Genomic DNA, 26936 nt, shown 5'->3' on the forward strand with positions numbered 1-26936 from the left:
GGCATCATTCAGACGTAGTTGCCCGACATGCTCAAACGCCTTGCCTACCTGGCGCTCTGTGCCTGCGCCCCGCTGCACGCTGCCACCGTGCTGGACGATGCTCGTCTGCACGCACTGGCCAACGACCGCTACTGGATCTCCCTGGGCCATTACGAAACCGCCAAGCTCGGCGGATGGCGCAGCTACGTGGACGACCCCAAATTCTTCCTGGCCAAGGACGGTGCGCACCACCCTGACCAGGAACTGCGCGCCACCTATGAGGCGCTGTACGCCCCGGCCAGCCTGGGCGACCAGCACGCGCAATGCGTATTCCCGGCGCGCACCCGCTGGCTGCGCGAGCAGTTGCAACTCACCGACCTGCCGGCGCCGGACTGCACGGCCTACACCCAGTGGTACTCGGATGTGTCGCCGCACAGCGCGGTGATGATCTTCCCGGCGGCCTACCTGAACAGCCCCTCGTCGATGTTCGGGCACACGCTGCTGCGTATCGACCAGGCCGACGTGCAGAGCGACAACACCGCACTGCTGAGCTACGCGATCAACTTCGGCGCCTACATCGAGGGCAACGACAACAGCATCCTGTATGCCTGGAAGGGCCTTATGGGCGGCTACCCCGGCCTGTTCGCGCTGGTGCCCTACCAGGAGAAGCTGTCCGAATACCGCAGCCTGGAAAACCGCGACCTGTGGGAATACCGGCTGAACCTCACGCCCGAGGAAACCGGGCGCATGGTCGAGCACATCTGGGAACTCAAGCAGATCCAGTTCGACTATTTCTTCTTCGACGAAAACTGCTCGTATCGCCTGCTCGAACTGCTGCAGGTGGCACGGCCGAGCCTGGACCTGACCTCGCAGTTCCCGCTCACGGCGATCCCCACCGACACGGTCAAGGCGGTGAAACAGTCCGGGCTGGTGGCGCGTACCGACTACCGCCCATCGCGCGAGCGCGAGCTGCTGGAGCGGGCCAAACCGCTGGACCATGCCGAACAGCAGCAGGTGCTGGCCGTGAGCGCCGACACCGCGCAGCTGCAGAGCCCCGCCTTCACCGAGCTGCCGCGCGAGCGCCAGGCGCTGGTGCAGGACGCCGCCTATCGCCTGGAGCGCTACCGCGCCAATGGCCTGGAGCGCGACCCGGAGCGGGCCAGGCGCAGCTTCGAGTTGCTGCGCGCGATCAACCGCAACCCGCCACCGCCGTTGCAGATCGAACGCCCCGGGCTGCCGGAGGACGGCCACGAGTCGCGCACCTGGCAGCTGGGCGTGGGTACCCGAGAAGACCGGGCCTTTGCCGAGTACGGGCTGCGCATGGCCTATCACGACCTCAACGACAACGCCTACGGCTTCCCGCTGGGGGCGCAGATCGAGATCCTGCAACTGAAGGTGCGCCAGTACGAACACAACGACTGGCAGGTGCAGCGCCTGGACCTGGCCACGATTCGCTCGCTGACGCCGCGCAACGACCTGCTCAAGCCGTGGTCGTGGCAGGTGGCCGGCGGGTTGGAACGGGTGCTGGGCAAGCATGAGAACGAGGTGCTGGTCAGCCATGTGAATGGCGGCGCCGGGGGCACCTGGCAGTTGGGCCAGGACATGCTCGGGTTTGCCCTGGGCACGGTGCGGGTGGAGCACAACAATGACTTTGCCGGGTTCATCGCACCCGCGGCAGGGTTCAACACCGGCGTGCTGTGGCGCAACGGGCTGGGCAACCTGAGCCTGGAGGCCAAGGGCGACTACTTCACCAATGGCGAGGTCCGCCGCAGCCTGAGCCTCAACCAGCAGTGGGAACTGTCGCGCAACCTGGGCCTGCGCCTGAGTGCCAGGCGCGAGTTCAGCCAGCTGGCGACGGCGCAGAACGAGGTGATGCTCGAGGTGAAGTGGTACAACTACTGAAGTCATCGCGGGTCAAGCCCGCTCCCACAAGGGCAGTGAGAAACCTTGTGGGAGCGGGCTTGACCCGCGATGCGATCCAATTGTTTGACATCTTTTTGACCTCTCTTGCACACACCAGCACCTAGACTTCCCCCCAACAGGTGGAGAGTTCGAACATGCGCGGGCACTGGGTACTGGTGGCAATGATACTGGGCGGTTGCGCCAGCACCCACGATCAACTGATCGAGCAAGGCTACCCTGCCCCCTACGCCGACGGCTTCCAGGCCGGTTGCAGCAGCGGCCACCAGGCCGCAGGCGTGATGATGGGCGAGTTTCGCAAGGACGTGCCGCGCTATCTGCACGACCGCCAGTACGAGACCGGCTGGGACGACGGCTTTCGCCAGTGCCAGGCCATGCAGCAGAGCCAGGACCAGGACACCTACCGCAGCCGCCACTGGGACGAGCGCGACCAGCAGTGGCAGCAGGAAAAGGACCGCGACGCCGCCCGCGCCTATCGACGCCAATAGGTCGCCCTCGAACATTCGATGCAACCGGTGACCGCGCATCATGGTCTTCCTACAAAGGAGGCCAACCATGAGCCGAGCATTCGTCAACGAAGATCAGGCCGCCGATCAGGCCAATCAACCGGTAGAGCGGCGCATCAGCGAACAACCCAACCACGTCACCGCCCAGGGCCTGACCCTGCTCAAGCAGCGGGTCAGCGAACTGGAGACCCTGCGCAGCACGCTGCTGGGCGACCCCGACAAACAACGCCTGGCCGAGGTCGAGCGCGACCTGCGCTACTTCAGCGCCCGCGTGCAGAGCGCCCAGGTGGCCGCACCCGCCACCTCGCAGAGCAAGGTGCAGATCGGTAGCCGGGTGGTGTTTGTCGATGAAGAAGGCCGCCAGCATGAAGTGCAACTGGTCGGCGAAGACCAGGCCTATGCCGCCAGTGGCCTGATCAACTGGGGGTCACCCCTGGGCCGGGCACTGCTGGGGGCAGCGCCCGGTGACGAGGTGCTGTGGCGACGACCGGCGGGGGATCAACTGATCGAGGTCGTCGCCATCGAGCCGCAGGCCTAGACCACGCCCTGGGCCAGCATGGCGTCGGCAACCTTGACGAAGCCGGCGATGTTGGCGCCCTTGACGTAGTTGATGCGGCCGTTCTCTTCGCCGTAGTACACGCAGGCATGGTGGATCGACTGCATGATGTTGTGCAGCTTGCTGTCCACCTCGCCGGCCGTCCACAGCAGGCGCATGGCGTTCTGCGACATCTCCAGGCCGCTGACGGCCACGCCGCCGGCGTTGGAGGCCTTGCCCGGGGCGAACAGGATGCCGGCTTCGATGAAGAGGTCCACGGCGTCCAGGGTGGTCGGCATGTTGGCGCCTTCGGCCACGCAGATGCAGCCGTTGCGCAGCAGGGTGCGTGCGTCTTCAGCGTCCAGCTCGTTCTGGGTGGCGCACGGCAGGGCGATGTCGCAGGCCAGGCTCCAAGGGCGCTGGCCGGCGCGGAACTCCAGGCCGAACTCGCCGCCCAGCTCGCTCAGGCGGCCGCGCTTGACGTTCTTGAGCTCCATCAGCGCATCCCACTGCGCATCGTTCAGGCCGGCTTCGCAGTACAGGGTACCCTCGGAGTCGGACAGCGAGATGACCTTGCCGCCCAGGTCCATGACCTTGCGCGCGGCATATTGCGCCACGTTGCCGGAGCCGGAGATGGCCACGCGGCGACCGTCGATGCGCAGGCCGTCGCGCTTGAGCATTTCTTCGGCGAAGTACACGCAGCCGTAGCCGGTGGCTTCGGGGCGAATCAGGCTGCCGCCGTAGTTCATGCCCTTGCCGGTCAGCACCGAGGTGAACTGGTTGGCCAGGCGCTTGTACTGGCCGAACAGGAAGCCGATTTCGCGACCACCTACGCCGATGTCACCGGCCGGCACGTCGAGGTCGGCGCCGATGTGGCGGTACAGCTCGCTCATGAATGCCTGGCAGAAGCGCATGACTTCGGCGTCGCTCTTGCCCTTGGGGTCGAAGTCCGAGCCGCCCTTGCCGCCGCCCATGGGCAGCGAGGTGAGGGAGTTCTTGAGTACCTGTTCGAAGGCCAGGAACTTCAGCACGCCGAGGTTCACCGAAGGGTGGAAACGCAGGCCGCCCTTGTATGGGCCGATGGCGCTGCTCATCTGGATGCGGTAGCCGCGGTTGACACGCACCCTGCCCTTGTCGTCGACCCACGACACACGGAACAGAATGGCCCGCTCCGGCTCGACCATGCGTTCGAGAATACCGGCCTGCAGGTAGTGCGGGTTGGCTTCGAGGAAGGGCCACAGGCTGCGCAGTACCTCTTCCACGGCCTGATGGAACTCGGGCTGGGCAGGGTCGCGTTTTTGCAGGCGTGCGAGGAAGTCTTCGACGGATTCGATCATTTAGACATTCACCAGATAGAGTTGGACTTATTAGTTTTTTCAGGACTTTACCAAGAACCGCTCGCACCGCAACAGGGCAAAATGTCGTTTTTATGGAAATAAATGGTGCATTTCTATAAATGTATACACCTTCGCCGGCAAAGCCTGCTCCTACAGCAGGCCGCACAACCCTGTAGGAGCCGGCCTTGCCGGCGAAGGATTCACCCGGATTCCAGGCAAAAAAAACGGGGCCCGAAGGCCCCGTTTCAGTGCAAGACCGTGAAGGTCATGCCAGTTTCTTGTGCCGTACCCGGTGCGGCTGGGCAGCGGCTTCACCCAGGCGCTTCTTGCGATCGGCTTCGTACTCGGTGTAGTTGCCTTCGAAGAACACCGCCTGCGAATCGTCTTCGTAGGCCAGGATGTGGGTAGCCACACGGTCAAGGAACCACCGATCGTGAGAGATCACGATAGCGGCGCCCGGGAAGTCCAGCAGGGCTTCCTCCAGCGAACGCAGGGTTTCGACGTCGAGGTCGTTGGACGGTTCGTCGAGCAGCAGCACGTTGCCGCCCTCTTTGAGCGTCAACGCCAGGTGCAGACGGCCACGCTCACCACCGGAGAGGTCCTTGACGAACTTCTGCTGGTCGCCGCCCTTGAAGTTGAAGCGCCCCACGTAGGTACGCGCCGGAATCTCGTAGTTGCCGATGCGGATCTGGTCGGAACCGTCGGAGATCTGCTGGAACACGGTCTTGCCGCCGTCCAGGTCTTCGCGGCTCTGGTCGACGCAGGCCAGTTGCACGGTTTCACCGATCTCGATGCTGCCCGAGTCCGGTTGCTCCTTGCCCATCAGCATGCGGAACAGGGTCGATTTACCGGCACCGTTACCGCCGATCACACCGACGATGGCGCCTTTTGGCATGCTGAACGACAGGTTGTCGATCAGAACGCGGTCGCCGTAGCCCTTGGTGACGTTCTTGAACTCGATGACCTTGTCACCCAGACGCGGGCCGGCCGGGATGTAGATCTCGTTGGTTTCGCTGCGCTTCTGGAATTCCTGCGACTGCATTTCTTCGAAGCGTTGCAGACGCGCCTTGGATTTGGACTGGCGGGCCTTGGCGCCTTTGCGCACCCATTCCAGTTCTTCCTTCATGGCCTTTTCATGGGCCGACTGCTGCTTGGACTCCTGGGCCAGGCGGTCCGACTTGGCTTCCAGCCAACCCGAATAGTTGCCCTCGTAAGGAATACCGGCGCCGCGGTCGAGTTCCAGAATCCAGCCGGCGACGTTGTCCAGGAAGTAACGGTCGTGGGTAATAGCAACCACGGTGCCCGGGAAGTCGTGCAGGAAGTGCTCCAGCCAGGCGACCGAGTCGGCATCCAGGTGGTTGGTCGGTTCGTCGAGCAGCAGCATGTCGGGGGCCGACAGCAGCAGGCGGCACAGGGCCACGCGGCGCTTCTCGCCACCGGACAGGTGTTCGACCTTGGCGTCCCAGGCCGGCAGGCGCAGCGCGTCGGCGGCGACTTCCAGCTGGCGCTCGAGGTTGTGACCGTCGCTGGCCTGCAGGATCGCTTCCAGCTTGGCCTGTTCGGCGGCCAGCTTGTCGAAGTCGGCGTCCGGGTCGGCATAGGCGGCGTAGACCTCGTCCAGGCGGGCCTGGGCGTCCTTGATCACGCTGACGGCCTCTTCGACCACTTCACGCACGGTCTTGGTCGGGTCCAGTTGCGGCTCTTGCGGCAGGTAGCCGACATTCAGATCGGGCATCGGACGCGCTTCGCCGTCGAACTCGGTGTCGACGCCGGCCATGATTTTCAGCAGGGTGGATTTACCCGAACCGTTGAGGCCGAGCACGCCGATCTTGGCGCCGGGGAAAAAGGACAGCGAAATGTTCTTGAGGATTTCCCGCTTCGGCGGCACAACTTTGCTCAGCCGATGCATGGTGTAGACGTATTGAGCCAAAACGTGAGCTCCAGTAAGTAGGTCAATCAAAGGAGCTGATTGTAGACACAATTGGGTACCCCGGCCATCGTCGCGACTGGCGGTGCGGCCGGGGGGGAACGTACACGTTGCGGGCAATGCCTAGCTGATGACTGCGCCCTTGGGGCCACTGGCGATCAGCGCGGCGCCACAGGCGGTCTTCATGCCATCCAGCGCCACGGGCGTACCGCCGACGCTGTAGGTGCTGCTGCCCTCGGCAATGGGAAATACCCCTTTGCACAGGGGGCAACTGACGCTGTGCCCTACCCCGGCAATCGGCTTGCCATTGAGGTTGGTGTTGGAAAAGGCTTCGAGTACCACGCCACCGTGGGTGGTGGCATCGCCCAGGCGAACAATGTCTTTCATGAGGTGGGTCCGTCCTTGTGTGATGGGATGTATTACGTGTGGAGGTGCAGGCCTTTGCACTCACGTCCGATGGTGCCTGATTGGAAGAGGGCTGAACATCAACATGCCGTTGCATGTCGTGGGAACGCGGGCGTCATCGAGCGGGTATCACGCTGGGCTGCCCAGATCCTCATAGTCGCTGTCAAACATTCAAGCCATCCAGGGCTACTGATGATCGTTAAGGAGCAGGATCAACGCTACTCAGCCACTGCTCAAAGTCATCCGCAACACGGCGGGCACTGCCCGTTTCATGATCCCACAACACCACGACAGGTTCGCCTGAGGCGCCTCGCGCGTCATAATCGAAGCAATAATAATCACCTGTTCCAAACTCTGCGAAGGGCAACAGCGGTGCAAAACGCTCAGGCGATTGCGAGAAATTTTCCAGCCACGCCTGCCACCCTGACGTGTAATTTCGGACGATCGAGTCCCAGGTCTTCCTCGGGTCTCGGCTGTCGAACACGGGAAACACCACCAGGCCACCCAGTGACCGTCCATTGTTGGCAAGCAGCCAGCGGGAAAAGGATGTGGGGAACGTTCTGTTCAGTTCCTTCTCTGCAGAAGCGATTGCAGAAAGCGTTGTGCCGATGACACGCGTTTTTGACATTCGGTTTCGAAATCCATCACTGGAGGCTACAAGAATCCCGCGTTGAGCACTGTATTGGTGGCCCTGACTCACGTCCAGAAGATCATCGTGCCGCCAGGGGTGATTCAGCATGTTATCAACACGTCTGAGGACACTCCGCTGTCCTGCGAATACGCCAGATCGGTAACACCCTGAAACGGCTCCATCATGTAACAGAATTTGAGATCCAACTCCTTGGCACGCTATGGCCTGGTCGATCACGCCGCATGAGGTCGCTTGTATTTTCGTTCACATGCCAGTAACTGCTTTCGGACCTGCACACCGTTGTGCAACCGGTGGCTCAGGTTGCCCCGCTCGTCATAGGTGTAATGCGTGCCCGCATACTCACGCAGCAGGTTGTCCATCAACCGGTTACGCCTGGGCGCACGCTCCAGCGGACGGGTCGGTTCGTGGTGCTTGTCGTCCAGCAGGTTGGGGCCAGCAGTTCATGCTGATCGACCGTCATGCCCAACAGATGACCGCTACCGTAGGTCAGCCAGCTGACCTTGTGGCCATCCGGACGCACGGTCGAGGTGCGCAGGCTGAGGGCGTCGTACTCGTGCTGCCACACCGCGACCATCAGGCTACCGGTGGCCAGGTAGTGCAGGTGTCACGAACGAGGTTGCCGGCCTTGTCATGGAACCACTGCAGCTTGCTCGCGGCGTTGATGACCTGGACCAGCCTGCCGTCGTAGGCGAAGGTTTCTTCCACGCGCTGTTCGCCCCGGCTGGGGATGCGGGAGGTGAAGCGCCTAACGGGGTCGAGATAACGTGAGCGCCGCGCCCACCGTTTGAGCCTCCCGGAGCATAGCCGACTCGCTCATTTCAGAGCGTGAGGTGTCGGTAGGTTTTTGCCCGAATTCGTCACCGCAATGGAACCGGCAATCGGCGCGTGAGAGGCCGAAGCTTTTCACGATCCTTCCAGAGCCCCGGAAAAACTTCAAACTTAAGATCGTCTCTATTTACACCTGTATCGTAATAGCGAGCCAATCTGTCGGAAAGATCAAGATCACCCCACATATTTGTAAGCTCATACGTTTCAATAATCTCTCGATCATCATAAACCGACAGATCGTGTTTTATTACCGGAGCCCCATATGTTTCTGGATTCTCAACCTCTCCTACGTCTATAAGTCTTCCACCATAAAAAGAAAACGTTTCTCGACTACCTTTAAAGTGCGCCCCATCCAATGACGTATACGGCTTTAGCCAGTAGCGCTGAAGTTTGAGGAATCGAGATTGAATTCCCTCCACAGAAATTTTACGCACACCTAAATTTTTTTGTACCACAGCCCCAACAAAGACCTGAAAAAGCGCTTCAACCCCACTCCAATCGATGTCATCCCAGTAATCATCCTCTCGAAAAACATCATAGATACAAAGAACGGTCTTCCCAGTCATTCTAGCGACGGTATAAAGATTCTCCCTAACCTTGATTACAATGAAATGGCCAGATTTCCATACGATTCTTTTTTTCAAATCACCCACCCCTTAGTTAGAGCTCGCATACTACAGACCCGCCGAAGCCTTGAGAATCCAAATGTCGATTAGCGGCATCAGTATATTCTTGACACCTTTTGTTATTCTTCCCAACCGGATTCTGTTTGTTTGCAGTTCCGTCTAGCCCATCGTTTTCCACGAAATAATGCTGCTCTAGTCCTCTGGCAGTGTCCTTTCCACCCTGACCACACCCACGATATACAACCTCCGGCGCGCCCCCCCCCAAAAGCGCTCATAATTTCCGCCATATCGATACTTTACAACATCCACACCGACTCTATCCCCAGGCATACTTGCATAACCTATATACGGCTTACCTGTCTGCTGATCAATTGCTTGATACGTAACATGCGTCGCCGTTGCTGGATTTCCGGCAAGACCTAATGGATCGATCCAGTAAACCGGATTCGGCGTATACGCAAACAGGTTCAACCCGCCCGCATATCCAATCGGATCCTGCCCAACAAACCGCCCAACCGCCGGATCATAGTACCGATACCGGTTGTAGTGCTGACCCGTCTCATGGTCGTGATACTGGCCCTGAAAGCGGATCGGGTTGTTCAACCCCACCTGTTTCGCCCAGGCCGAACGTTCTTGTTTCACCTCGCCCCACGCCTTGTACTGCGCCGACCACGCCACGTCGCCGTTGTGGTCGGTCAGCTCCATCGGCGTACCCAGGTGGTCACACTGGTACCAGGCAATCGCATCAAAGGGTTGTGGCGAGGCCGCTTGCTGCCAGAGCGGGTCCTGATCGATGTCGTAGGGGCGGTTGCTCCAGTCCGGCTCCTTGTACAACCGTATCGGGGCCTTGCGCAGAGCCTGCGCCACCGGCACAAAGCTGCCGGGTTCGTACAAGTAGTGCACCGTGCGCCCGGTGTCACCTTCATCCTGCGCAGGCGAGCTTTCCCAGGCGAGGGTGTCGCCGTCCCAGCCGAACAGGGTGAAGCCACAGTTCAGCTCGCGCTGGCGCTTGGCTCGCTCCAGCTGGTTCCAGCCAGTACCGGCCTCAGGTTTGTTCCAGTGATGCGCCGTCGAGTGCTTGTGCAACCTTCGCCCGAGGGCGTCATAGCTGTACTCGACCTTGAGCTTGAGCTTGTCGTCGTTTTAGCTGTGCAGCCGATCAAACAAACTCTAGGTAAGCTGTGCTGACACACCGGGGTGACGGTGCCACCACTGATCGATTGCAGCCAGGCGTCGAATTCGGCGGCGCCGCGGCCCACGTCCTTGGCGTCGATGGTGTTGAGCGGGGCGACCGCGACCTAGGGTTCGCGGGGTTTGGCGGACTCGCTCATGCCAGCACCTCGCGGGTCAGCACGTTCTGGGCCGGATGAATCAACGAGGTGTCTGGACTCGTCACCTCAATGGAACGGGCAATCGACGTGTCAGGGGCCGCAACTTTTCACGATCGTCCCAGAGCCCTGGAAAAACCTCAAACTTAAGGTCGTCTCGATTGACACCCGTATCGTAATAGCGGGCTAACCTGTCGGAGAGGTCAAGATCACCCCACATATTGGTAAGTTCTAGAGATTCAATAGTCTCTCGATCGTCTAGAACCGACAGATCGTGCTTAAGAACTGGAGCTCCATAAATGGAAAAAACCTCACTTTCTCCAACGTCTATTAATCGGCCACCGTAAGACGCATAAGTGTCCTTGCCCCCCTTAAAATGGGAAACATCTAAAGAAGAGTAAGGGTAAATCCAGAAGCGCTGTGACAACAAGCACTCTGCTGGCATGCCATCTATAGATATCTTCCTAACACCTAACCTCTTCTGCACTGCAGAACCTACAAGCACCTGAAAAAGAGGACGCACCTTTGACCACTCAACGCTATCCCATTCGTCGGAATTACGAAAAATATCGTAAATACATAGTTGAGCCTCACCAACCATACGAGCTACAGAATACAAATCATCACGAACTTTAAGCACGATAAAATGCCCTGATTTCCATACTATTCTTTTACCCACAAAGTTGCCCCCTCATAATTCACAAATTATTGAACCGCTGGCCGCCTTAGATTTCAGGTGCCGATCAGCGGCGTCCTCATACTCTTGCCGCCTCTTATTTTTCTGCCCAACTGGGTTTTGACGATTTGCTGTACCTTGCAGCCCATCATTTTGTTTAAAGTAATACTGCTCCAAACCTCGAGCAGTATCTTTTCCATCTTGACCGTACCCTTGATATAGCGGAGTTGGCGCATTCCCTCCGAACCGATCGTAATTACCGTTATATCTGTATTTTATTACAGCCTGATCGGTTCTTTTCCCGGGCATACTCGCATACCCTACATATGGCTTCCCAGTTGCGGCATCAGTCCCCTGATATGTAACGTGCGTGGCATAGGCTGGATTTCCGGCAAGACCTAATGGATCGATCCAATAAACCGGATTCGGCGTATACGCAAACAGGTTCAACCCGCCCGCATATCCAATCGGATCCTGCCCAACAAACCGCCCAACCGCCGGATCATAGTACCGATACCGGTTGTAGTGCAGGCCAGTCTCATGGTCGTGATACTGGCCCTGGAAGCGGATCGGGTTGCTCAACCCCAGCTGTTTCGCCCAGGCCGAACGTTCTTGTTTCGCCTCGCCCCACGCCTTGTACTGCGCCGACCACGCCACGTCGCCGTTGTGGTCGGTCAGCTCCATCGGCGTGCCCAGGTGGTCACACTGGTACCAGGCAATCGCATCAAAGGGTTGTGGCGAGGCCGCTTGCTGCCAGAGCGGGTCCTGATCGATGTCGTAGGGGCGGTTGCTCCAGTCCGGCCCCTTGTACAACCGTATCGGGGCCTTGCGCAGAGCCTGCGCCACCGGCACAAAGCTGCCGGGTTCGTACAGGTAGTGCACCGTGCGCCCGGTGTCACCTTCATCCTGCGCAGGCGAGCTTTCCCAGGCGAGGGTGTCGCCATCCCAGCCGAACAGGGTGAAGCCACAGTTCAGCTCGCGCTGGCGCTTGGCTCGCTCCAGCTGGTTCCAGCCAGTACCGGCTTCAGGTTTGTTCCAGTAATGCGCCGTCGAGTGCTTGTGCAACCGTCGCCCAAGGGCGTCATAGCTGTACTCGACCTTGAGCTTGTCGTCGCTGTAAGCCTGCAAACGGTCGAACAGGTCCCAGGTGAATTTCGCATGCACACCGTTGTGCAGCCGATGGCTCAGGTTGCCCCGCTCGTCATAGGTGTAGTGCGTGCCCGCATATTCGCGCAGCAGGTTGTCCATCAACCGGTTGCGCCTGGGCGCACGCTCCAGCGGACGGGTCGGTTCGTGGTGCTTGTCATCCAGCAGGTTGCCGGCCGGGTCGAAGGCGAAGGTCTCCACCCCCAGCCGGCTGGTGGCCTGCAACAGGCGGCCAATCGGATCGTACTGGTAGGCCAGATGACCACGACGGGTGTCGTGGATGTCGGTCAGCTGGCCTACCGCGTCGTACTGATACTCACGCTTGAGCAGGGTCGATTTGCCGTCCTGGCTGCCCAACAGCTGTTCCTGCAAGCGCCCCGCCGGGTCCCACGCCTGAGTCTGGCTCAACCTGTTGCCCTGATGCCGCACAACCTCGCGGTGCAGGTCATCGCGCTCGTAGGCCAGCAGTTCATGCTGATCGACCGTCATGCCCAACAGATGACCGCTACCGTAGGTCAGCCAGCTGACCTTGTGCCCGTCCGGACGAGTGGTGGAGGTACGCAGGTTGAGGGTGTCGTACTCGTGCTGCCACACCGCGACCATCGGGGTGCCGGTGGCCAGGTAGTGCTGGTGTTCACGAACGAGGTTGCCGGCCTCGTCATGGAACCACTGCAGTTTGCTCGCGGCGTTGATGGCCTGGATCAGCCTGCCGTTGCCGTCGTAGGCAAAGGTTTCTTCCTCGCGCTGGTCACCCTGGCTGGCCACGCGGGAAATGAGACGGCCGACGGGGTCGAAGGTGACGTCGAGGCGGCGTTGCCCAACGTGGGTGGAGGTCAGGCGCCCCGTGTTCGTGTCGTACTGGTAGCGCGTGGTGAGGCCGTCGAAGCCGCTCTCTTCCAGCAGACGGCCGACCGGGTCGTAGCGGAAACTGGCGTGGCTTTCGTTTTCGTTTTCCAGGCCCGTGAGGCGGCCCAGTTTGTCCCAGCGGTAACGCAGGGTGTTTTCGGCCGCGTCGACCCGCTCGGCGAGCAACCCGGCGACGGTGTAGGTCCAGGTGGTGCAGCGGTCGAGGGCATCGACGTGGGCCAGCAGGCGACTCTCGGCATCGCGCTCGAAGCGCTCTTCGGTCTTGTCCGGATGGATGACCAGGGCGAGCTGGCCGGCCTTGTACGTGTACTGGGTCTTGTTGCCGGCGGCATCGGTGAACTGCACCAACTGCCCGATATCGTCATAGGCCCATTTGCTGGTCTTGCCCGAGCAGTCGGTGTACTCGACCAGTTGCCCGGCGTCGTTGTACACCAGCGCCTTTTCGTTGCCGTTGGCGTCCTTGATCGCCTTGACCAGACCGGAGGGTGTGTAGGCGAACTCGGTCTTGTTGCCCAGCGGGTCGACGGTTTCGCTGAGGTTGCCCTTGAGGTCGTACTGGCGTTCCCACACACCGGCCTCGGCGTCGCGGATCCTGATCGGGCGACGGCGGTCGTCGTAGGCAAAGTGAACCTGGCTGTGGTCGGCACGGATATGCCGCACCACGCTGCCTTGCTCGTCGTAGTCGTAACGGTCTTCGCTGCCATCGACGTGGACATGCCGAACGATGTGCTTGCGCTCGTCGCGAAAGATCCACTCCGAGCGCTCGTCGGGGTAACGCACACGGTACAGATGTCCAAGGATGTCGTAGTAGTACCAGGTCTCCTGGCCATGGGCGTCGGTGACGTAGGTGAGCCGAATGTTTTCGTCCCATTCCAGACGCGTGTCGTAGCTACCGTCATCGGCCCACTCGTGGATGGCCTTGGCATCGAACGCACTGCCATTCCACTCCAGGTTCATGCCCCGACCGGTTCGGTCGGTGTAACGGGTTACCAGGTGGTTCTGGTACTGGTAGTGCCAGGTGGCGGCGTACTCGTCCTGCGCGGCAATCAGGTCGCCGTGGTCATCGTAGTGGTAGGCGCACAGCTGGCGCAGCGGTTGCCCGTCGTGCATTTCCCACAGGCCGGTGAGGTGGCCGTGGTCATCGATCAGGGTGCCCAGGTGACGGTGCACGTCACTCATGTCGCCCTGAAAGGTGATGATGTCGGACAGCACCGGGCGCCCATCGTGGCGGTGCTCGTAATGCAGCATGCAACCGGCGTCGTTCTGCAGCAGGATCTTCTGCAAGTAATAGCGCTCGCCCACGCGCAGGTAATACTCCTTGCGATCAAAACCGCGGCAGATCACCAGCTCGTCTTCACGACTGCGTACCAGCAGCAGGTCCTCGATGGCGTTGTACCTCGACTTCTCGACCTTGGGCAGGTCGAACGCGTGGCTGCGGCCATCGTGGTCATGAAACAGCAGGCCCATGTCGACCACATCGATACGTGTGGTGAACTCAGTGATCCATCGCGCACCCAGGCTGCCCTGATCGTACTCGGCCAGGCGTGAGTGGTAGATACGCTGCCACTCGATGGGGAAGGCACCCGGCAGAACAAAGTCGGTATGAATGATGAACTCGGAGCCCAACGAAAAACTGATCGCGTGGTTCGAGTGACTTTTCGGTTCCGGAGGACACCTGCGGCGCGTGGGGCTGGGAGTAGACGTCGCCTCATGCTGCCTGGCCGTCGCCCCCAGCTCCCCCTTGGGTTTCTCCCGTTCCACCTGGGTCACGGTGCCCGGCTTGCTCACGCCCGACTGCCCGTTCTTGTTGCGCTTGCGAAAGCCCTTCACGGCGCCGTCCAGCACATTGAGCATCGAACCGATGCTCATCGCCAGCGACGGGTCCGCCAGCCTGTTCAACTGGCGCGCCAACTCCGGCCCCAGCTTGCGCAACTGCCCGGTCTGGGCCAGTACCTGAGCCTTGATGTCATCCGACACCAGCTTGCTCACGGCGCTGTTCACCACCCCCTTGCCCGCAGCCTTGCAGGCACTGTGCATCGCACCGAAGATGTTCCTGATCGCCGCCCTGGGGCTGTGCGTGAGCTGGTCGCCAGCCGCAGACAACTGCTGGCTCATCGCCGTGCGGTCGCTCCTGGCATCGAGCTGGCCGGTGGCCACGGCGTCCAGGCCGTCGGCGATTTCGCCGAGCATCTGGGTGCCCTTCGCACCCGCCGCGTCAAGAATCTCGGCCAGCTTGGGCTTGGCCTGGGTGACGAAGTCGTCGATGGTGCCGGCGATGGTGGCGTTCAGGTGCCCTATCAGCACCTGGATAAGCGAGTCGCCCAGCAGCATCTTGGCGCTGTTGCGCAGCTCCTGGCGCACCAGGAACAACGTCGGGCGCAGGCTCATGCGCGCGGCCGCCATGGTCGGCGGTGCCGGCAGTACGCCGATCAGGTTGATGCCCAGGCTGACCCAGTCCAGCACCTCGCGCTGCTTGCTCTTGACCAGGGTGACCACGTCCCCCAGTGCATCCACCAGGGCCATGATGTTGCCCACCACCGGCAAGGCGCCGGCCACGGACTTGATGCGTTCCAGGGTGACGGTGCCACCACTGATCGATTGCAGCCAGGCGTCGAATTCGGCGGCGCCGCGGCCCACGTCCTTGGCGTCGATGGTGTTGAGCGGGGCGACCGCGACCTGGGGTTCGCGGGGTTTGGCGGACTCGCTCATGCCAGCACCTCGCGGCTGGCCAGAGCCTTGGCCGGGCTGCTCGGCAAGGTCGGCTGGGCCAGACCGGGCAAGGTCTTGAGCGCCCTTGCCGCTTCCAGCGACGCCGCTGCGCCGGGCACCACGCTACTGGCCAGGCCGGCCATCGCGGCGGGCTCGCCCTTGAGTGCAGCGCCCACCTGCTGTGCCTGCTGCAAGGCCGCCTGGCCACTTCTGGCCAGTTGCAGCCCGCTGCCCACAAGCGCCTTGCCATCGTCCATCACTGCAGAGCCACCGGGGCCCATGAGGCCCTGGGCCATTGTCTTTCCTTGTGCCATAACGTCCTGTTCCAGTCCTTTGCCCTTGTCCATGCCTTGCTGCACCAGTGCCTTGCCGTTCTCCAGGCCATCCCTGGCCGCGCCCAGCACCTCGCCGACCACTGATTGCTGGCCGGGTGCGATATCGTCGAGTGAGGGGCTGAGCGGCCACGTGCTGGCGCCAAAGTGGCTGGCCTCGGCCCAGGTGTCAGCCGGGTCCAGGCCGAAGTCGGCCCACAGCGGGCCGAGGGCGGCACCGCTGGCGAGGTTGAAGCCGTCGGCGTCGAGCGTGCCCTTGATCGATTTGCCCAGTGCGTCGGTCACGTTGTAGTCGCCGGTTTTCACGCCTTTGCTGTTGGCGTACTGGTACAGCAACTCCAGATCGCCCTTGCCCGGTTTCGGCGGCTCGGGGAAGGTCCCGGCCAGGCTCTTGGGCCCCACATGGGCGAAGTTCGCCGCGTGCGCGGTGTATGGCCCGGTAGTTACGTGAGTGATGCCACTGGCGTTGTAGGTGGTGGCACTGCCGCCGCCCTGCACCACCAGTTCGGTCTTGGCGGTGAGGGTGATGCGGTCGGCATTGGCGGTGATGTCGAGCTTGGCCAGCAGGTTGATGTTGTCTTTCAGCGCTTTGATATCGATGTCGCCCGACGCCGCCACCAACCGCCAGCCCATGTTCTGCACGAACAGTCGCATGCCCTGGCTGGCACTGGCCAGCAGCCGCTTGCCGATCGACAGGCTCGTATGCCCGGTGCTGCTCAACGCCAGATGTTCGCCGGTGGCGACATGGGTCGAGCGCGGCGTGGTCAGGGCGATGCCCGCCGGGCTGGCCAGCACCAGGTGCGGTTCGCTGAACTCGGGAAATTCGTTGGCGCTCTGGTTGGTCGGGCCGCTGCCGACGATGCCCTGGTGCTGCGCATGCAGGGCCTTGGCCACCTCGTCCTGGTCGCCCGCGTCCTGCGCCTGCACCTCGCGTGCCTGCTGGCCGAAGCCGTCCTGCTGCTCGCTGGCGGTGGCCAGGCGTTCGGCGGTTTCGGGCAGGTCCTTGTGGTGCTTGGCTTCGTGATGCCGGGGCTCGGTGGTCAGCAGCAGGCCCGCCGCCGCGCGCACGGCGCCATGTCGGTCGGTGCGCAGTTCGAAACCCTCACCGCGCGGCTGGCCGCCCGAGGGGCGCGGGTGGGTCAGGTAGCCCAGGTTGATCGCGCTGGCGCCGTGGTCGCTGCGCAACGCGATGCTGATCTCGCTGGTGGTGTCGTCGATGCGCAGCTCGTTGCTGCGGCTGCCCTTGTATTCCTTGCTCTTGACCGTGGCCAGGGTCTTGAAGTCGGGCAGCCGGTACGGCGGCAGGTTGGCGCCGTGGTACAGGCACCCGGTGATCAGCGGCTGGTCGGGGTCGCCTTCCAGAAAGGTGATCAGCACCTCCATGCCGATACGCGGCAGCGAGATGGCGCCGAAGCTGCTCTGGCTGGCCCAGTTGGAGGCCACGCGCATCCAGCAGGTGGTCTTGTCGTCCGATTGGCCTTCGCGGTCCCAGAAGAACTGCACCTTGACCCGGCCGTACTCGTCGCAATAGATCTCCTCGCCTTCGGGGCCGGTCACCACGGCGCGCTGGGAGCCCAGCACCCGTGGCTTGGGATGCCTCAGCGGCGGTCGATACGGCACGTCCCACGGCGTGGCGCAGAAGCGGTTGCGATAGCCCTGGTGAAAGTCGTCCTTGAGGTCGGTGACGTCGCTGCTGATCACCTCCTCGAGCACCTGCGGCTGCTTGCCTTCGTGGATGATTTCGGTCAGCAGCCACAGGTCGTTCCACGCCGGGTTGGCGTGTTCGGTCAGGCTCAGAAAATGCCCGCTGACCAGGCTCGGCTGGTCGCTGCGGCCCTCGGCCAGGCGGTAGTCGCTGCGGTGGCGCTCCAGCGCGCGGGTGGCCAGGTGCTTGCCGCGCGCGCGGTCGCTGAAGCGGGCCGGGTAGTCGTAGTCTTCCAGGTCCGGCGCGGCACCGCTGTCGGCGTCGCTTTCAAGCTGGATGCGCGGTTTGGTGAAGTCGTAGTCGCGCCGCGTGGTGCGGCTGGTGCGCGTGGCCAGGCGCAGGCCGAAGCGCTTGATCACCGGCACGTCGGCCACCAGCCCGGTGTCCTGCTGGTAGGCCACCGGGGCCAGCGTGGGGAATACGGTCTGGTCGTCGCCGAACACCAGCGCATGGCCCTGCGGGCTGTGCTGGAAGTGGTAGTGGATGCCCTCCTCCTCGCACAGGCGCTGGATGAAGTGCAGGTCGGACTCGTCGTACTGCACGCAGTAAATGCGCTCGGGGTACACCGCGCCAAGCACGAAGCGGTGGTCGCTGGCGAGGATGCCGTGCTCTTCGAGCACCTGGGCGATGATCTGCGGCACCGTCTTGTGCTGGAAGATGCGCTGGTTGATGCGGTGCGCCAGGTACGCCAGCTGCGGGCGCAGCACCAGCCGGTAGCGCGACAGGCGCCGCCCGGCTTCGCCCTGCGCGGCGCTGTAGACCAGCCCGTGAATGCCGCTGCCGCTGGGCGACAGCTGCAGGAAGGCGAGCGTGTGCAGGAGGGATTCGAGGTTCAGCGACGCCCGTTCACTGACCAGCTCCAGTTCGAATTCGAACGGCTGGCTGAGCGCTTCGCGCCCGCTGAACGACAGCACCTGAAAGTCGCTGTCGACCCCGTCCAGGGTCAGGGTGAAATGGGGCTGGTTGGCCGCTGAGAACATCCGATGTTCCTCCCGCTGCAAAAACTGGGGTGACAGGCTGCCCCGGCCGGCCATGCTGGCTGGCCGGGGCAGTGAACTAACGCAGGCTTAGCCGGCGACCGGGGTGCGCCAGTCGTCCGAGCCGGAGGTACCGGACACTTCGTGGGTCCAGGTGATCTTGCGGTAGGTGAAGTGCACGTCTTCAAGGTGGGTGAAGTGCGCGTTGGCCGGGTCCTGGCAGTTGTGCATGTAGTCCTTGATGTCGACGATGATCGCGTCTTCGAGCTTGGTGGTGAAATAGTGCTCCTGGGTGCCGGCCGCCGAGGTGCGGTACCAGTGGATGACGATTTCGGTCAGGCGCTCGCCGGAGGTCAGCGCGGCCAGCAGCAGGGGCGACGCCTTGTCGAAGACCTTGGTGATGACCACCGGCTTGTGCACGCGCTGGCCGGTCGGCTGACCGGACTGCGGGTCGCGCGGGATGATCACTTCGTGGTTGAAGCCCTGGACCATGACCTGGTCTTCGTGGCCTTCCTGGTAGGTGTTGCCGACCGAATCAGCGGTGAAGGCACCGGCGGTGATCAGGCCTTGTTTGGTGCCGGTGACGGACATGTAGGCAGGTGTTGCCATGGGGTTTGCTCCTTGCAAAAAGTGAAGCCGAACAGGCGAAAAATGCCGTGCGGCTGCAAGGAGACAGTTCAAGACCCGTGCCAACTTAAATTTAGTTGTTATTAATCAGTATCTTGTGTTTTCGCTGTACGTTTTTTGAGCACTTTTACGCGAGAAAACCCGAAAAAGTGCGCAACTTCTTGCGCAGTACTGTGCAAGAAGTTGCGCACTCGTCTGTAGGCCTTTATCCCAAAGGCCTAGGGAAATGTATGCACAGGGTTATCCACATTTGAGTGCGCAAGAAGTTGCGCAGTTGGTAAAAACGGCAGGGTAGGTTTTCACCGCTTGAAAAGCGAAAAAACACGCCCCCAACAGCCCCCTTTCGACGCCAGCGCCTCCTGCAGTTGCCGCGCACTGATCGTGCGCTGGGCAGGGTCGAATGCCAGCGCAATTTTCAGCGCAGGCCAGCAGTGCGCGGGCAGGTTCGACGGGCGCGTCAGCGTGCGATCGAGCTGCTCGGCGCGGGCCTGAGTTGAAGGCAGGCGCCGATAGGGATGCTTGCCGCTGGCCAGCTCGTAGATCAGGCAGGCCACCGCATACATATCCGCCGCCGCACCCAGCGTGCCGTGTTCCAGCAGTTCCGGTGCAGCGTAGCCGGGCGTCCAGGCGTTGAAGCGCTCGCGGCTGAGGTGGGCCAGCCCCGAAAGCACACCGGCGTCGGCCTGGCCAAGACCAAAATCGAACAGGCGCACGCCGTCTTCGCCGAGCATCACGTTGCTCGGCTTGAGGTCACCGTGAAACACGCCCCGGGCATGGCAGCAGGCCAGGGCTTCCAGCAGAGGCAACACGATCGCGTTCAACGCCTGCCCGTGCAGGCCCAGCGGTTGCTCGCACAGCAGTTTGTCCAGTGCAGGCCCACGCAGCAGCTCCAGGGTGATGAAGGCGCGCTGGCTCGGCGGGTCGATCTCGAAGCTGTACAGGTTGACCACCTGCGGGTGCGCCACGTGCCGGGTCAGGGCAAACTCGCTGAACAGCAGCGCGTTGGCATCCGGCGAGGCGGCCAGCGCCTCGCTCACGAGCTTGATCGCCACACAGGGCTGTGGGTCACCGAACTGCTCGCGCAGCAGATCGCGGGCGCGATAGACCATGCCCATGCCGCCGGCACCGAGCAGGCGTTCAAGCCTATAGCGCCCGGCCAGCACCTGCGGCAGCGGCACCAGCGGCGGTGTCGGCGCCGGCTTTTTCTTGCCTGTGCGGCGCCCCTTGCGCTTGGCCGCAGCGGGCGCCGGGGCGGCCAACTGGCCGTTGACGAAGGCGAAATAGGTGAGGTTGGCGTCGCGGGATTCGGTGGCCAGCAAGGCACCGAGGTCGGGCTGGTGCCTGCTCATTGGCGAATCACCACTGCGGTCAGGTTGTCCCCCGCCGCGCCGCGCAATGCCCCTTCGAACAGACGCTCCAGCGCGACCTGCGCCGACGCCAGGCTCAACGCCTTGCCCAGGGCATCGCTGCTCAGTTCCTGGTACAGGCCGTCGCTGCACAGCAGGAACGCATCGCCCGGGTATACCTGCAGCTCCAGCACCTCCAGGGTCAGCTGCTCGCTGGCGCCAAGGGCGCGGGTCAGGGCGCGAGCGCCCGGTTGCGCCCGCGCCTGCTCCGCGCTCATCTGGCGCTGGTCGATCAACTGCTGCTGCAACGAATGGTCGCGTGACAGCTGGTAAAGACGCTGCTGGCGCCACAGGTAGCAGCGGCTGTCGCCGGCCCAGATGCACGCGGCACGCTCGCCCTCGAGCAGCAGCGCCACCACCGTGCTGCCCATGATGCTGTCGTGGTGTGCATCCGTGACAGTCAGTTCCTGGCCAAGGCGCCGGTTGATCCAATGCAGGCACCCGCGCACCCCTTCCAGGCGCTCGTCAAAACTGCCATGGGCCGGCAACTCGGCCAGGCTGGCGACGATCAGCTGGCTGGCCAGGTCGCCACTGCGGTAGCCGCCCATGCCATCGGCCACCGCCCACAGCCCCTGCGCCGGGCACTCCAGAAACGCGTCCTCGTTGCGCATGCGCACCTTGCCAGCATCCGTGCGCGCCGCGCTGCGCCAGCGTGCTCCAACCTGCATCTAGAGCGACCCCGGCAGACGAAAGCCGCGTAACACGCCAACGTCGAAAGGGTTGGGCGCACGCTGGCTGCTGAGCAGGTAGTTGGCCCGCAGCCCGCCCACTTCGGCCTTGAGCACCAGCACGTCGCGGCCCTTGAGGTACTCGGTCTGCATCAGGTCGAACAGGCGGAACAGCGACCACGGCCCGGTGTTCTTCTCGATGCCGATCGGGCGCTCGACCATGCGTTCTAGCACCAGGCTTGCGCGACCGTCCTGGGCATCGGTCGGCCAGTTGAAGGTCATGGGCACCACCGGGCCGTGGCGATAGTCCAGCTGCCGATCGCCAAAGCGGAACTCGGCGCGGCTCACCGCCGAGTCCAGGGTGTAGGGCTCGAGCCTGAACTGCACCTGCGGCTGCGCCGGGTTCTCGGCGAAGAAGCTCTGGCGAATCGTCTGGGTCCTGGCCATCTGGTCCAGGTAGACCCGCGAGATCGGCAGGCTCTGGCCGTCGATGCTGCGCAGGCGGTAGCTGCCCGGGTCGCCGCTGATGAACGGGCGCAGGTAGGTGTCGAAGAAGCGCTCGGCGATGCCCTGGGCCTTGAAGAACTCACGAAAGTCGTTGATCGCCACGTCACTGGTGCTGTGGGCATCGAACGGGTAGCGCTGCTGGATCGACTCACCGTAGAAGCCGTACAGCTCGCTCTGGTAGCGCTCGTTGACGTACTGGTAGGCATCGTTGAGTACCAGCCGCCAGCTGTCTTCGGCCAGCAGGTTGAACCAGCCATTGAGCGGTCGCGGCAGACGCCCGGAGGCGTTGCGCAGGGCGCTGAGCGCATCGCGCTGGCCCCCCATGCGGGTCTTGGCAAGCTCGAAGGCCATCTGCTCCGGCTGGCTGGCGCGCGCGAGGCCGGCCATCTGCAGTTGCAGGTCGTTGAGCGCCTGCAGCGCCGGGGTGAGGTCGGCGGAGGGGCCATTGTTTTCGTCGAGCAGCCGATGCAGGGATTCGAAACGCCGCTGCAAGGACTTCTTCGCGGTGTCGGGCAGCGGCTTGGCCGTCACGGCGGGCTTGCTCGCCAGGGCGCCCTGGACCTTGCCGGCCACGGCGACCGCCGTGTTGGCCTTCTTGCCCAGCTTGACCCCCTTGGCCGGGTCGCTGGCCGGTGCCTCGGCGGGCTCATCGGTGCTGCCCGGCACGGGCTCGAAACGGGTGTTGTCGCGCACCTGCACCAGCAGTTGAAGTACCGGCGAGTTGGCCGAGGTGAGCCCGGCGAGCTGATCGGCGCCCTCGCCGGCATCGCCGAACGGTTGCAGGCCGACCTGGCCGACAGCCTCGCTCCAGTGATTGGCGTAGTCGCGAAAGTACAGCTGTTCCAATCCTACCAGCAGGCGGCGCATGTCCATGTCGCTGATGCCGCTGCCCTCACCCAGGACCCAGTTGTCACGCAGCAGCTCGCTGACCAGGGTCGAGCCCTGTACCGAGAAATACTGCTCGTAGCCCTGCTGGGTGTAAAACCCCGGAATCACGTAGTCGGTGCCGAAAAACAGCCCGCCCTGGGGGCCCAGGTGCTGGCTGAGGCGGTAGTCGGGCAGGCTGCTGGCCTGCTCGCGCAGTACCCGGTACACCACGTTGACCAGCGATTCGCTGCGCAGCACCTTGCGTGCCTGGGCCACCAGTTGCGGGTCCAGCGGGTAGCTGAATGGCAGTTGCAGCAGGCGTTCGAAATGCCCATTGAGCCCGTTTTGCACCGCCGTGTTGCCCGCGTAGCGGCGCGACCAGTCAGCGGCTACCCACTCCTGCAGCCAGGCGGCTTCGCGGCGGTCGGGCATGCTCAGCATCAGGTAGGCACGCAGGCTGTTGAGCAGGCGCTCACGGTCGCGCAGGTTGCCACGAATCTGCCCTTCGAGCTGTTTGGCCACCCGTGGCAGCAGTTGGGTGTGCAGGTCCTGTTCGTAGGCACTGCGAAGCAACGGATTGCTCTGCTCGCCCTGGTACAGGCCCAGGCGCTCATGCAGTGACGCATCACCCGAAGGCGGGAATACCTGGGTCGCGGCATAGCTGCTGTCCAGCGGCTTGAGCGCGGCCATGGCATCGCTTTGCGGGGTCAGCGCTGCACGCTGCCCGGCCCACACCTGACCGAGCCCGCGCAGTTGCTCGAGGCGGTCGTGGTTGGCACTGAAACCGCCCGCCCACAGCAACCCGCAGCACACCAGTACGCCCAGCGCGCCGACATACAGTGCGCGCTGCCCCCAGTCGATGCGTCGCCGCTCGCGCTGGTCGAGGCCGGCCAGGTCGGCCTCGGGGAAGATGACCCGGCTGAGCAGGTGATGGATGAACCGCGAACGCCCGCTGCGCAAGGTGGGTAGCACCGTGCTGGGCAGGCCCAGGCTGGCCCCGATGCTGGCGGTGTCCGGGTCCAGTTGCTGGACAAGGTGCGGCGCACTGGTGAGGTAGAACCCGCGAAGCTGGCTGGCGCGCTGGTAGCGATTGCCGGTGAAGGCGATGTCGACGAACAGGCACAGCTGCTCGCCGATCTGCGCCAGCTGGTGCGGGAAGTCGAGGATGCGCGCGCGCCGCTGTGTATCGCGCTCGTGGTGCATGCGCATGATCACCTGGCTGTTGAGGCGCCGCAGCAGCGCCTCGAAGGCCTGGCGCAGCACGGCCACATCGGTGCCGTTCTGCGCCTTGGTGAAGGTGCTGCCCAGTACCTGGTCGCTTTCTTCACGGCTGAGCTGGTCGAAGAAATCGTCGAAGCCCTGCAACTGGTCGGCCTTGCTCAGCACCAGGTACACCGGCACCTGGACATGCAGGGTCTGCTGGATTTCCTGCAGTCGCGCATGGACCTGGCGCGCCAGGTTTTCCAGGCCCTTCTCGTCGCCACTGCGCAGCAGCTCGACCGGCACGCTGACCAGCACGCCGTTGAGCGGCCGGCTGCGGCTGCGTCGACGCAGCAGATTGAGCAGGGTACGCCAGGCACTGGCGTCGACCTCGGCGGTTTCCTGGGTCAGGTAGCGTCCGGCGGTGTCGATCAACACCGCGTGGTCGGCGAAATACCAGTCGCAATGACGCGTACCGCGGGTGTCGCGGGTGAGTTGGCGGTCCAGTTTGTTGAGCGGAAACTCCAGGCCGGAAAAGTCCAGCAGGCTGGTCTTGCCACTGCCCTGGGGGCCGATCAGCAAGTACCAGGGCAGGTCGTTGCGCCAGCGCTCGCTGCGCCCGCCATACAGGCTCGAGCCCTTGAGCGTACGCAACGCCTCGCTGAAGCGGCTGCGCAGTTCCTTGTGGTCCTCGTCGATGCGCGCTTCACGGCGCAGGCGTTCCTGGCCGTCCTCGCTCTCTTCGACAGCCTTTTTCTGCACCCCGGCGCGCCAACTGGCGAACACCATGCCCAACCCCCAGCACAGGAACAGCGCACTGATGGTCAGCAGGCGCGAGGTGGCCGAGGCCCAGAAGCGGTGGTCGTCGACTGCCAGCAGCGGCCCCACGAACCACACCAGCAGTACCAGCGACAGCACCAGCAACAGCGTCCATACCCACGTCTTGCGCAGGAAATCGCCGACTTTCTTGAAGAAGTTTTTCATCACACGTCCCTGTTCTACTGCTGCGCCTGGACCGTTTCCGGGTCAAGCTGCTGAAAAGGTTGCAGCACGGCCTCGCGCTGCTCGCCCAACACCCAGGCGAACCCCGAATACATCACCACCAGGCAGATCAGCGCGAACAGCGTGACCATCCACCACGGCACCACCCGCACCAGACTGCGACGCTGGTCGTTGAGCCCTTCCCACTGCGGCGAAAGTTCGCGCGGGGCATCCCCGCGCAGTTGCCGCACCTGGCGGAACAAGGCGTCGCGAATCCCTTCGAGTTCGAGCATGCCGCGCACCATCACGCGGTACTTGCCCTCGAACCCCAGCGACAGGCACAGGTACATGAGCTCCAGCATCGGCAGGTGCTTGACCGGGTTCTTCGACAGACGATCAAGCAGCTGGAAGAACTTCTCGCCACCGAAGGTCTCGTTGTGAAAGGTGCTGAGCAGGCTCATCTGCGCCCACTCGCTCTCGTTGCCCCAGGAGGTGGTGACCACGGCCTCGTCGAGCACCGAGCACAGCACGTAGCGCGCGGTCATCACCTGGCTGGGCTCGGCGCCGTTGTGCAGCGCATGGGCCTCGAACAGCTTGATGCCATGGGTGAGGGTCTGGTTGAGGGCGTCGAGGTCTTCGCGGCTGTCGCTGTGCTTGAGCCGCACCACGTGCGAGAGCAGGTCCGAGGCGGCTGCCACCAGGGTGTTGAGGCTGATGTTGATGGCCTCGGCCGGGCCCAGGCGAGCCGAGTAGATCATCCGGTCTTCCAGTTGCTCCAGGCGCGGCGTGGCCAACCCATCGGTCAGCGGAACCTGCCTGGGCGCCTGGCCCTGGCGGTCCACCAGCACGGTCTTGTCGTCCTGACGGTGTTCGATGTCCTTGTGCATGCGGTCAGTTCCTGATGGCCCAGAATTTCAGTTCGAGCTCGGCGAACTCGCCCGAGACGTGGAAGGCAAAACCACCGGAGCGCTCCAGCAGGGCCTGGTCTTCGGCGTTGAATTCGAGCAGGAAGTAGGTCTTGTTGGAATGGAACGGAATCTGCCGCGGCGCCACCGGCAACGGCACCACCTTGATGCCAGGCAGGTGCAGGTTGACCAGTTGCCGGATACGTTCCACCGGGCCGACCTTGAGGTGCGAGGGCAGGCGCGTGCGCAGGGTCTCGCTGTCGCAGTTGGCGCTGGCGGCCAGTACGAACGAGGCCGAGGCGAGCAGCGTCTGGTCGTGCACGGCGGCCACCAGGATGCCGTACTGGCGGGTTTGCAGGTCCAGTTCGATGGCGTGCTGTTCCAGCACCATTGACAGCACCTCGCGTATGCCGTCCATCAGCCGGCGAAAGCTCGCGCCCTGGTCGCTGTGCTGATAACGGCTGTCGGTACGCGGGCGCTTGGTGTCGCTGGCAAAGGTCGCCAGGTCCCCCAGCATGGTCAGCAGGGTGCGGTACAGCTCCTCGGGGTGCAGCTGGTCCAGGCCCAGGTAGTGACGCAGCAGCAGTTCGGTGCGATTGATCAGTTGCAGCATCATGAAGTCGCCCACCTCCGCGCCACCGACCTTGCCGTTGGAACGGATGCGCTCGGCAATGGTGTCGCCACGGTGGCCGAGCATGCTGATCACCTCCTTGAGGCACGACAGCAGGTAGCTTGAAGCGTGGGTGTGAATGAAGGTCGGCACGAACTCGGGGTCCAGGCTGATCACGCCGTCCGGGGTGGTGTCGAGTACGGCGCACAGCTTGAGCTTGACGTAGGCCTGATCGCCCTGCTGCTCGCCCAGCAGCAGGCGAAAGTCCGGCCGTGCACAGCTGATGTCGCTGTTGATGTCGTCACCGGCGTTGGAGTCGCTGACCGGGGTCTCGTAGGCGATGTAGCGCGCCAGCACATCGGACTGCTCCAGTCGCCGGGTCTCGATGTGGTTGCCGGTCACCAGCGGCAGTGCCAGGTACACCGGCGTGTTGCCGGTGTTGGGCGGTATGTCCAGGGCCAGCGGCTCGATGTTGCTGCTGAGTTCGAACAGGCTGCCGTCGGGCAGCACGCCGCTGGCCTGGCTGACCACCAGCTTGCCCATGCTCAGGAACTGCTGGTCGATCTCCAGGCTGAGAAAACCCCAGTTGTAGCTGCCCAGCAGCTGGGTGCGGGTTTTCATCTGGTAGTCGTAGTAGCGATCGTTGTGCTGGAAGTGCTGCGGACGCAGCAGCATGCCTTCCTGCCAAATGACTTTGTGCACATGCATGA

17 protein-coding genes and 2 pseudogenes are annotated in these 26936 nt (G+C 63.0%); 3 read left to right on the forward strand and 16 right to left on the reverse strand.

The window, feature by feature from the left end:
- The first annotated feature begins 27 nt into the window (after nt 1–27).
- The 3 genes from ACPRTJ_RS06545 to ACPRTJ_RS06555 all read left to right on the forward strand — a co-directional run bounded on the left by ACPRTJ_RS06545 (nt 28) and on the right by ACPRTJ_RS06555 (nt 2943).
- The gene (locus ACPRTJ_RS06545; protein ID WP_426428407.1) at nt 28–1881 is read left to right on the forward strand and encodes a DUF4105 domain-containing protein; all 1854 of its coding nucleotides are present in this window, start codon (nt 28–30) and stop codon (nt 1879–1881) included.
- A 155-nt stretch (nt 1882–2036) separates the two neighbouring features.
- Nucleotides 2037–2387, forward strand: a complete 351-nt coding sequence (locus ACPRTJ_RS06550) for a hypothetical protein (RefSeq protein WP_253086772.1) — start codon at nt 2037–2039, stop codon at nt 2385–2387.
- A gap of 67 nt (nt 2388–2454) precedes the next feature.
- Entirely contained in the window at nt 2455–2943 is a 489-nt protein-coding gene (locus ACPRTJ_RS06555; RefSeq protein ID WP_054916265.1) for a GreA/GreB family elongation factor, read from the forward strand.
- Here the strand turns inward: ACPRTJ_RS06555 and gdhA are convergent.
- The 16 genes and pseudogenes from gdhA to tssK all read right to left on the reverse strand — a co-directional run bounded on the left by gdhA (nt 2940) and on the right by tssK (nt 26934).
- Nucleotides 2940–4277: an NADP-specific glutamate dehydrogenase gene (gene gdhA / locus ACPRTJ_RS06560; protein WP_043860208.1), complete on the reverse strand. Its 1338-nt coding sequence runs from the start codon at nt 4275–4277 to the stop codon at nt 2940–2942. The genes ACPRTJ_RS06555 and gdhA overlap by 4 nt on opposite strands.
- A gap of 265 nt (nt 4278–4542) precedes the next feature.
- Nucleotides 4543–6207 (reverse strand): energy-dependent translational throttle protein EttA, encoded by a 1665-nt coding sequence (ettA, locus tag ACPRTJ_RS06565; RefSeq protein ID WP_043860207.1) that lies wholly within the window; start codon nt 6205–6207, stop codon nt 4543–4545.
- A gap of 120 nt (nt 6208–6327) precedes the next feature.
- Nucleotides 6328–6591: a PAAR domain-containing protein gene (locus ACPRTJ_RS06570; protein ID WP_054916267.1), complete on the reverse strand. Its 264-nt coding sequence runs from the start codon at nt 6589–6591 to the stop codon at nt 6328–6330.
- Nucleotides 6592–6808: 217 nt separating this feature from the next.
- Complete coding sequence (locus tag ACPRTJ_RS06575) at nt 6809–7348, reverse strand: SMI1/KNR4 family protein (protein ID WP_426428408.1); 540 nt, start codon at nt 7346–7348, stop codon at nt 6809–6811.
- A gap of 188 nt (nt 7349–7536) precedes the next feature.
- Nucleotides 7537–8017, reverse strand: a pseudogene (locus ACPRTJ_RS06580) (RHS repeat-associated core domain-containing protein); the annotation flags it as partial.
- Nucleotides 8018–8118: 101 nt separating this feature from the next.
- The gene (locus tag ACPRTJ_RS06585) at nt 8119–8733 is read right to left on the reverse strand and encodes a hypothetical protein (protein ID WP_210015181.1); all 615 of its coding nucleotides are present in this window, start codon (nt 8731–8733) and stop codon (nt 8119–8121) included.
- A 396-nt stretch (nt 8734–9129) separates the two neighbouring features.
- Nucleotides 9130–9852 (reverse strand): annotated as a pseudogene (locus ACPRTJ_RS06590) (RHS repeat-associated core domain-containing protein); the annotation flags it as partial.
- 255 nt (nt 9853–10107) lie between these two features.
- The gene (locus tag ACPRTJ_RS06595) at nt 10108–10722 is read right to left on the reverse strand and encodes a hypothetical protein (protein WP_426428410.1); all 615 of its coding nucleotides are present in this window, start codon (nt 10720–10722) and stop codon (nt 10108–10110) included.
- Between the two features lie 12 nt (nt 10723–10734).
- The gene (locus tag ACPRTJ_RS06600; RefSeq protein ID WP_426428412.1) at nt 10735–15441 is read right to left on the reverse strand and encodes an RHS repeat-associated core domain-containing protein; all 4707 of its coding nucleotides are present in this window, start codon (nt 15439–15441) and stop codon (nt 10735–10737) included.
- Nucleotides 15438–18458 (reverse strand): type VI secretion system tip protein VgrG, encoded by a 3021-nt coding sequence (locus ACPRTJ_RS06605; protein ID WP_426428414.1) that lies wholly within the window; start codon nt 18456–18458, stop codon nt 15438–15440. Before ACPRTJ_RS06605 ends, ACPRTJ_RS06600 begins: the two co-directional genes overlap by 4 nt.
- Nucleotides 18459–18545: 87 nt before the next feature.
- Nucleotides 18546–19064: an Hcp family type VI secretion system effector gene (locus tag ACPRTJ_RS06610; protein ID WP_043859617.1), complete on the reverse strand. Its 519-nt coding sequence runs from the start codon at nt 19062–19064 to the stop codon at nt 18546–18548.
- 317 nt (nt 19065–19381) lie between these two features.
- The gene (locus tag ACPRTJ_RS06615; RefSeq protein WP_426428415.1) at nt 19382–20431 is read right to left on the reverse strand and encodes a serine/threonine-protein kinase; all 1050 of its coding nucleotides are present in this window, start codon (nt 20429–20431) and stop codon (nt 19382–19384) included.
- Nucleotides 20428–21156: a PP2C family protein-serine/threonine phosphatase gene (locus ACPRTJ_RS06620; RefSeq protein ID WP_058540723.1), complete on the reverse strand. Its 729-nt coding sequence runs from the start codon at nt 21154–21156 to the stop codon at nt 20428–20430. Before ACPRTJ_RS06620 ends, ACPRTJ_RS06615 begins: the two co-directional genes overlap by 4 nt.
- The gene (gene tssM / locus ACPRTJ_RS06625; RefSeq protein WP_123752314.1) at nt 21157–24714 is read right to left on the reverse strand and encodes a type VI secretion system membrane subunit TssM; all 3558 of its coding nucleotides are present in this window, start codon (nt 24712–24714) and stop codon (nt 21157–21159) included. It lies immediately after the preceding gene.
- 14 nt (nt 24715–24728) lie between these two features.
- Nucleotides 24729–25598, reverse strand: coding sequence for a type IVB secretion system protein IcmH/DotU (gene icmH, locus ACPRTJ_RS06630; protein ID WP_058540725.1), 870 nt, complete (start codon nt 25596–25598; stop codon nt 24729–24731).
- Between the two features lie 4 nt (nt 25599–25602).
- The gene (tssK, locus tag ACPRTJ_RS06635; protein WP_054916577.1) at nt 25603–26934 is read right to left on the reverse strand and encodes a type VI secretion system baseplate subunit TssK; all 1332 of its coding nucleotides are present in this window, start codon (nt 26932–26934) and stop codon (nt 25603–25605) included.
- Nucleotides 26935–26936: the final 2 nt, after the last annotated feature.

This window comes from Pseudomonas palmensis (assembly GCF_049942755.1).
In the GTDB taxonomy this organism is placed as follows: domain Bacteria; phylum Pseudomonadota; class Gammaproteobacteria; order Pseudomonadales; family Pseudomonadaceae; genus Aquipseudomonas; species Aquipseudomonas palmensis.

What these genes read in the sequence shown, in the direction of transcription:
- ACPRTJ_RS06545 (WP_426428407.1), top strand. Translation starts at nt 28, where the DNA reads ATGCTCAAACGCCTTGCCTACCTGGCGCTCTGTGCCTGCGCCCCGCTG.
- ACPRTJ_RS06550 (WP_253086772.1), top strand. Translation starts at nt 2,037, where the DNA reads ATGCGCGGGCACTGGGTACTGGTGGCAATGATACTGGGCGGTTGCGCC.
- ACPRTJ_RS06555 (WP_054916265.1), top strand. Translation starts at nt 2,455, where the DNA reads ATGAGCCGAGCATTCGTCAACGAAGATCAGGCCGCCGATCAGGCCAAT.
- gdhA (WP_043860208.1), bottom strand. Translation starts at nt 4,277, where the DNA reads ATGATCGAATCCGTCGAAGACTTCCTCGCACGCCTGCAAAAACGCGAC.
- ACPRTJ_RS06570 (WP_054916267.1), bottom strand. Translation starts at nt 6,591, where the DNA reads ATGAAAGACATTGTTCGCCTGGGCGATGCCACCACCCACGGTGGCGTG.
- ACPRTJ_RS06575 (WP_426428408.1), bottom strand. Translation starts at nt 7,348, where the DNA reads ATGCTGAATCACCCCTGGCGGCACGATGATCTTCTGGACGTGAGTCAG.
- ACPRTJ_RS06600 (WP_426428412.1), bottom strand. Translation starts at nt 15,441, where the DNA reads ATGAGCGAGTCCGCCAAACCCCGCGAACCCCAGGTCGCGGTCGCCCCG.
- ACPRTJ_RS06605 (WP_426428414.1), bottom strand. Translation starts at nt 18,458, where the DNA reads ATGTTCTCAGCGGCCAACCAGCCCCATTTCACCCTGACCCTGGACGGG.
- ACPRTJ_RS06610 (WP_043859617.1), bottom strand. Translation starts at nt 19,064, where the DNA reads ATGGCAACACCTGCCTACATGTCCGTCACCGGCACCAAACAAGGCCTG.
- ACPRTJ_RS06615 (WP_426428415.1), bottom strand. Translation starts at nt 20,431, where the DNA reads ATGAGCAGGCACCAGCCCGACCTCGGTGCCTTGCTGGCCACCGAATCC.
- ACPRTJ_RS06620 (WP_058540723.1), bottom strand. Translation starts at nt 21,156, where the DNA reads ATGCAGGTTGGAGCACGCTGGCGCAGCGCGGCGCGCACGGATGCTGGC.
- tssM (WP_123752314.1), bottom strand. Translation starts at nt 24,714, where the DNA reads ATGAAAAACTTCTTCAAGAAAGTCGGCGATTTCCTGCGCAAGACGTGG.
- icmH (WP_058540725.1), bottom strand. Translation starts at nt 25,598, where the DNA reads ATGCACAAGGACATCGAACACCGTCAGGACGACAAGACCGTGCTGGTG.
- tssK (WP_054916577.1), bottom strand. Translation starts at nt 26,934, where the DNA reads ATGCATGTGCACAAAGTCATTTGGCAGGAAGGCATGCTGCTGCGTCCG.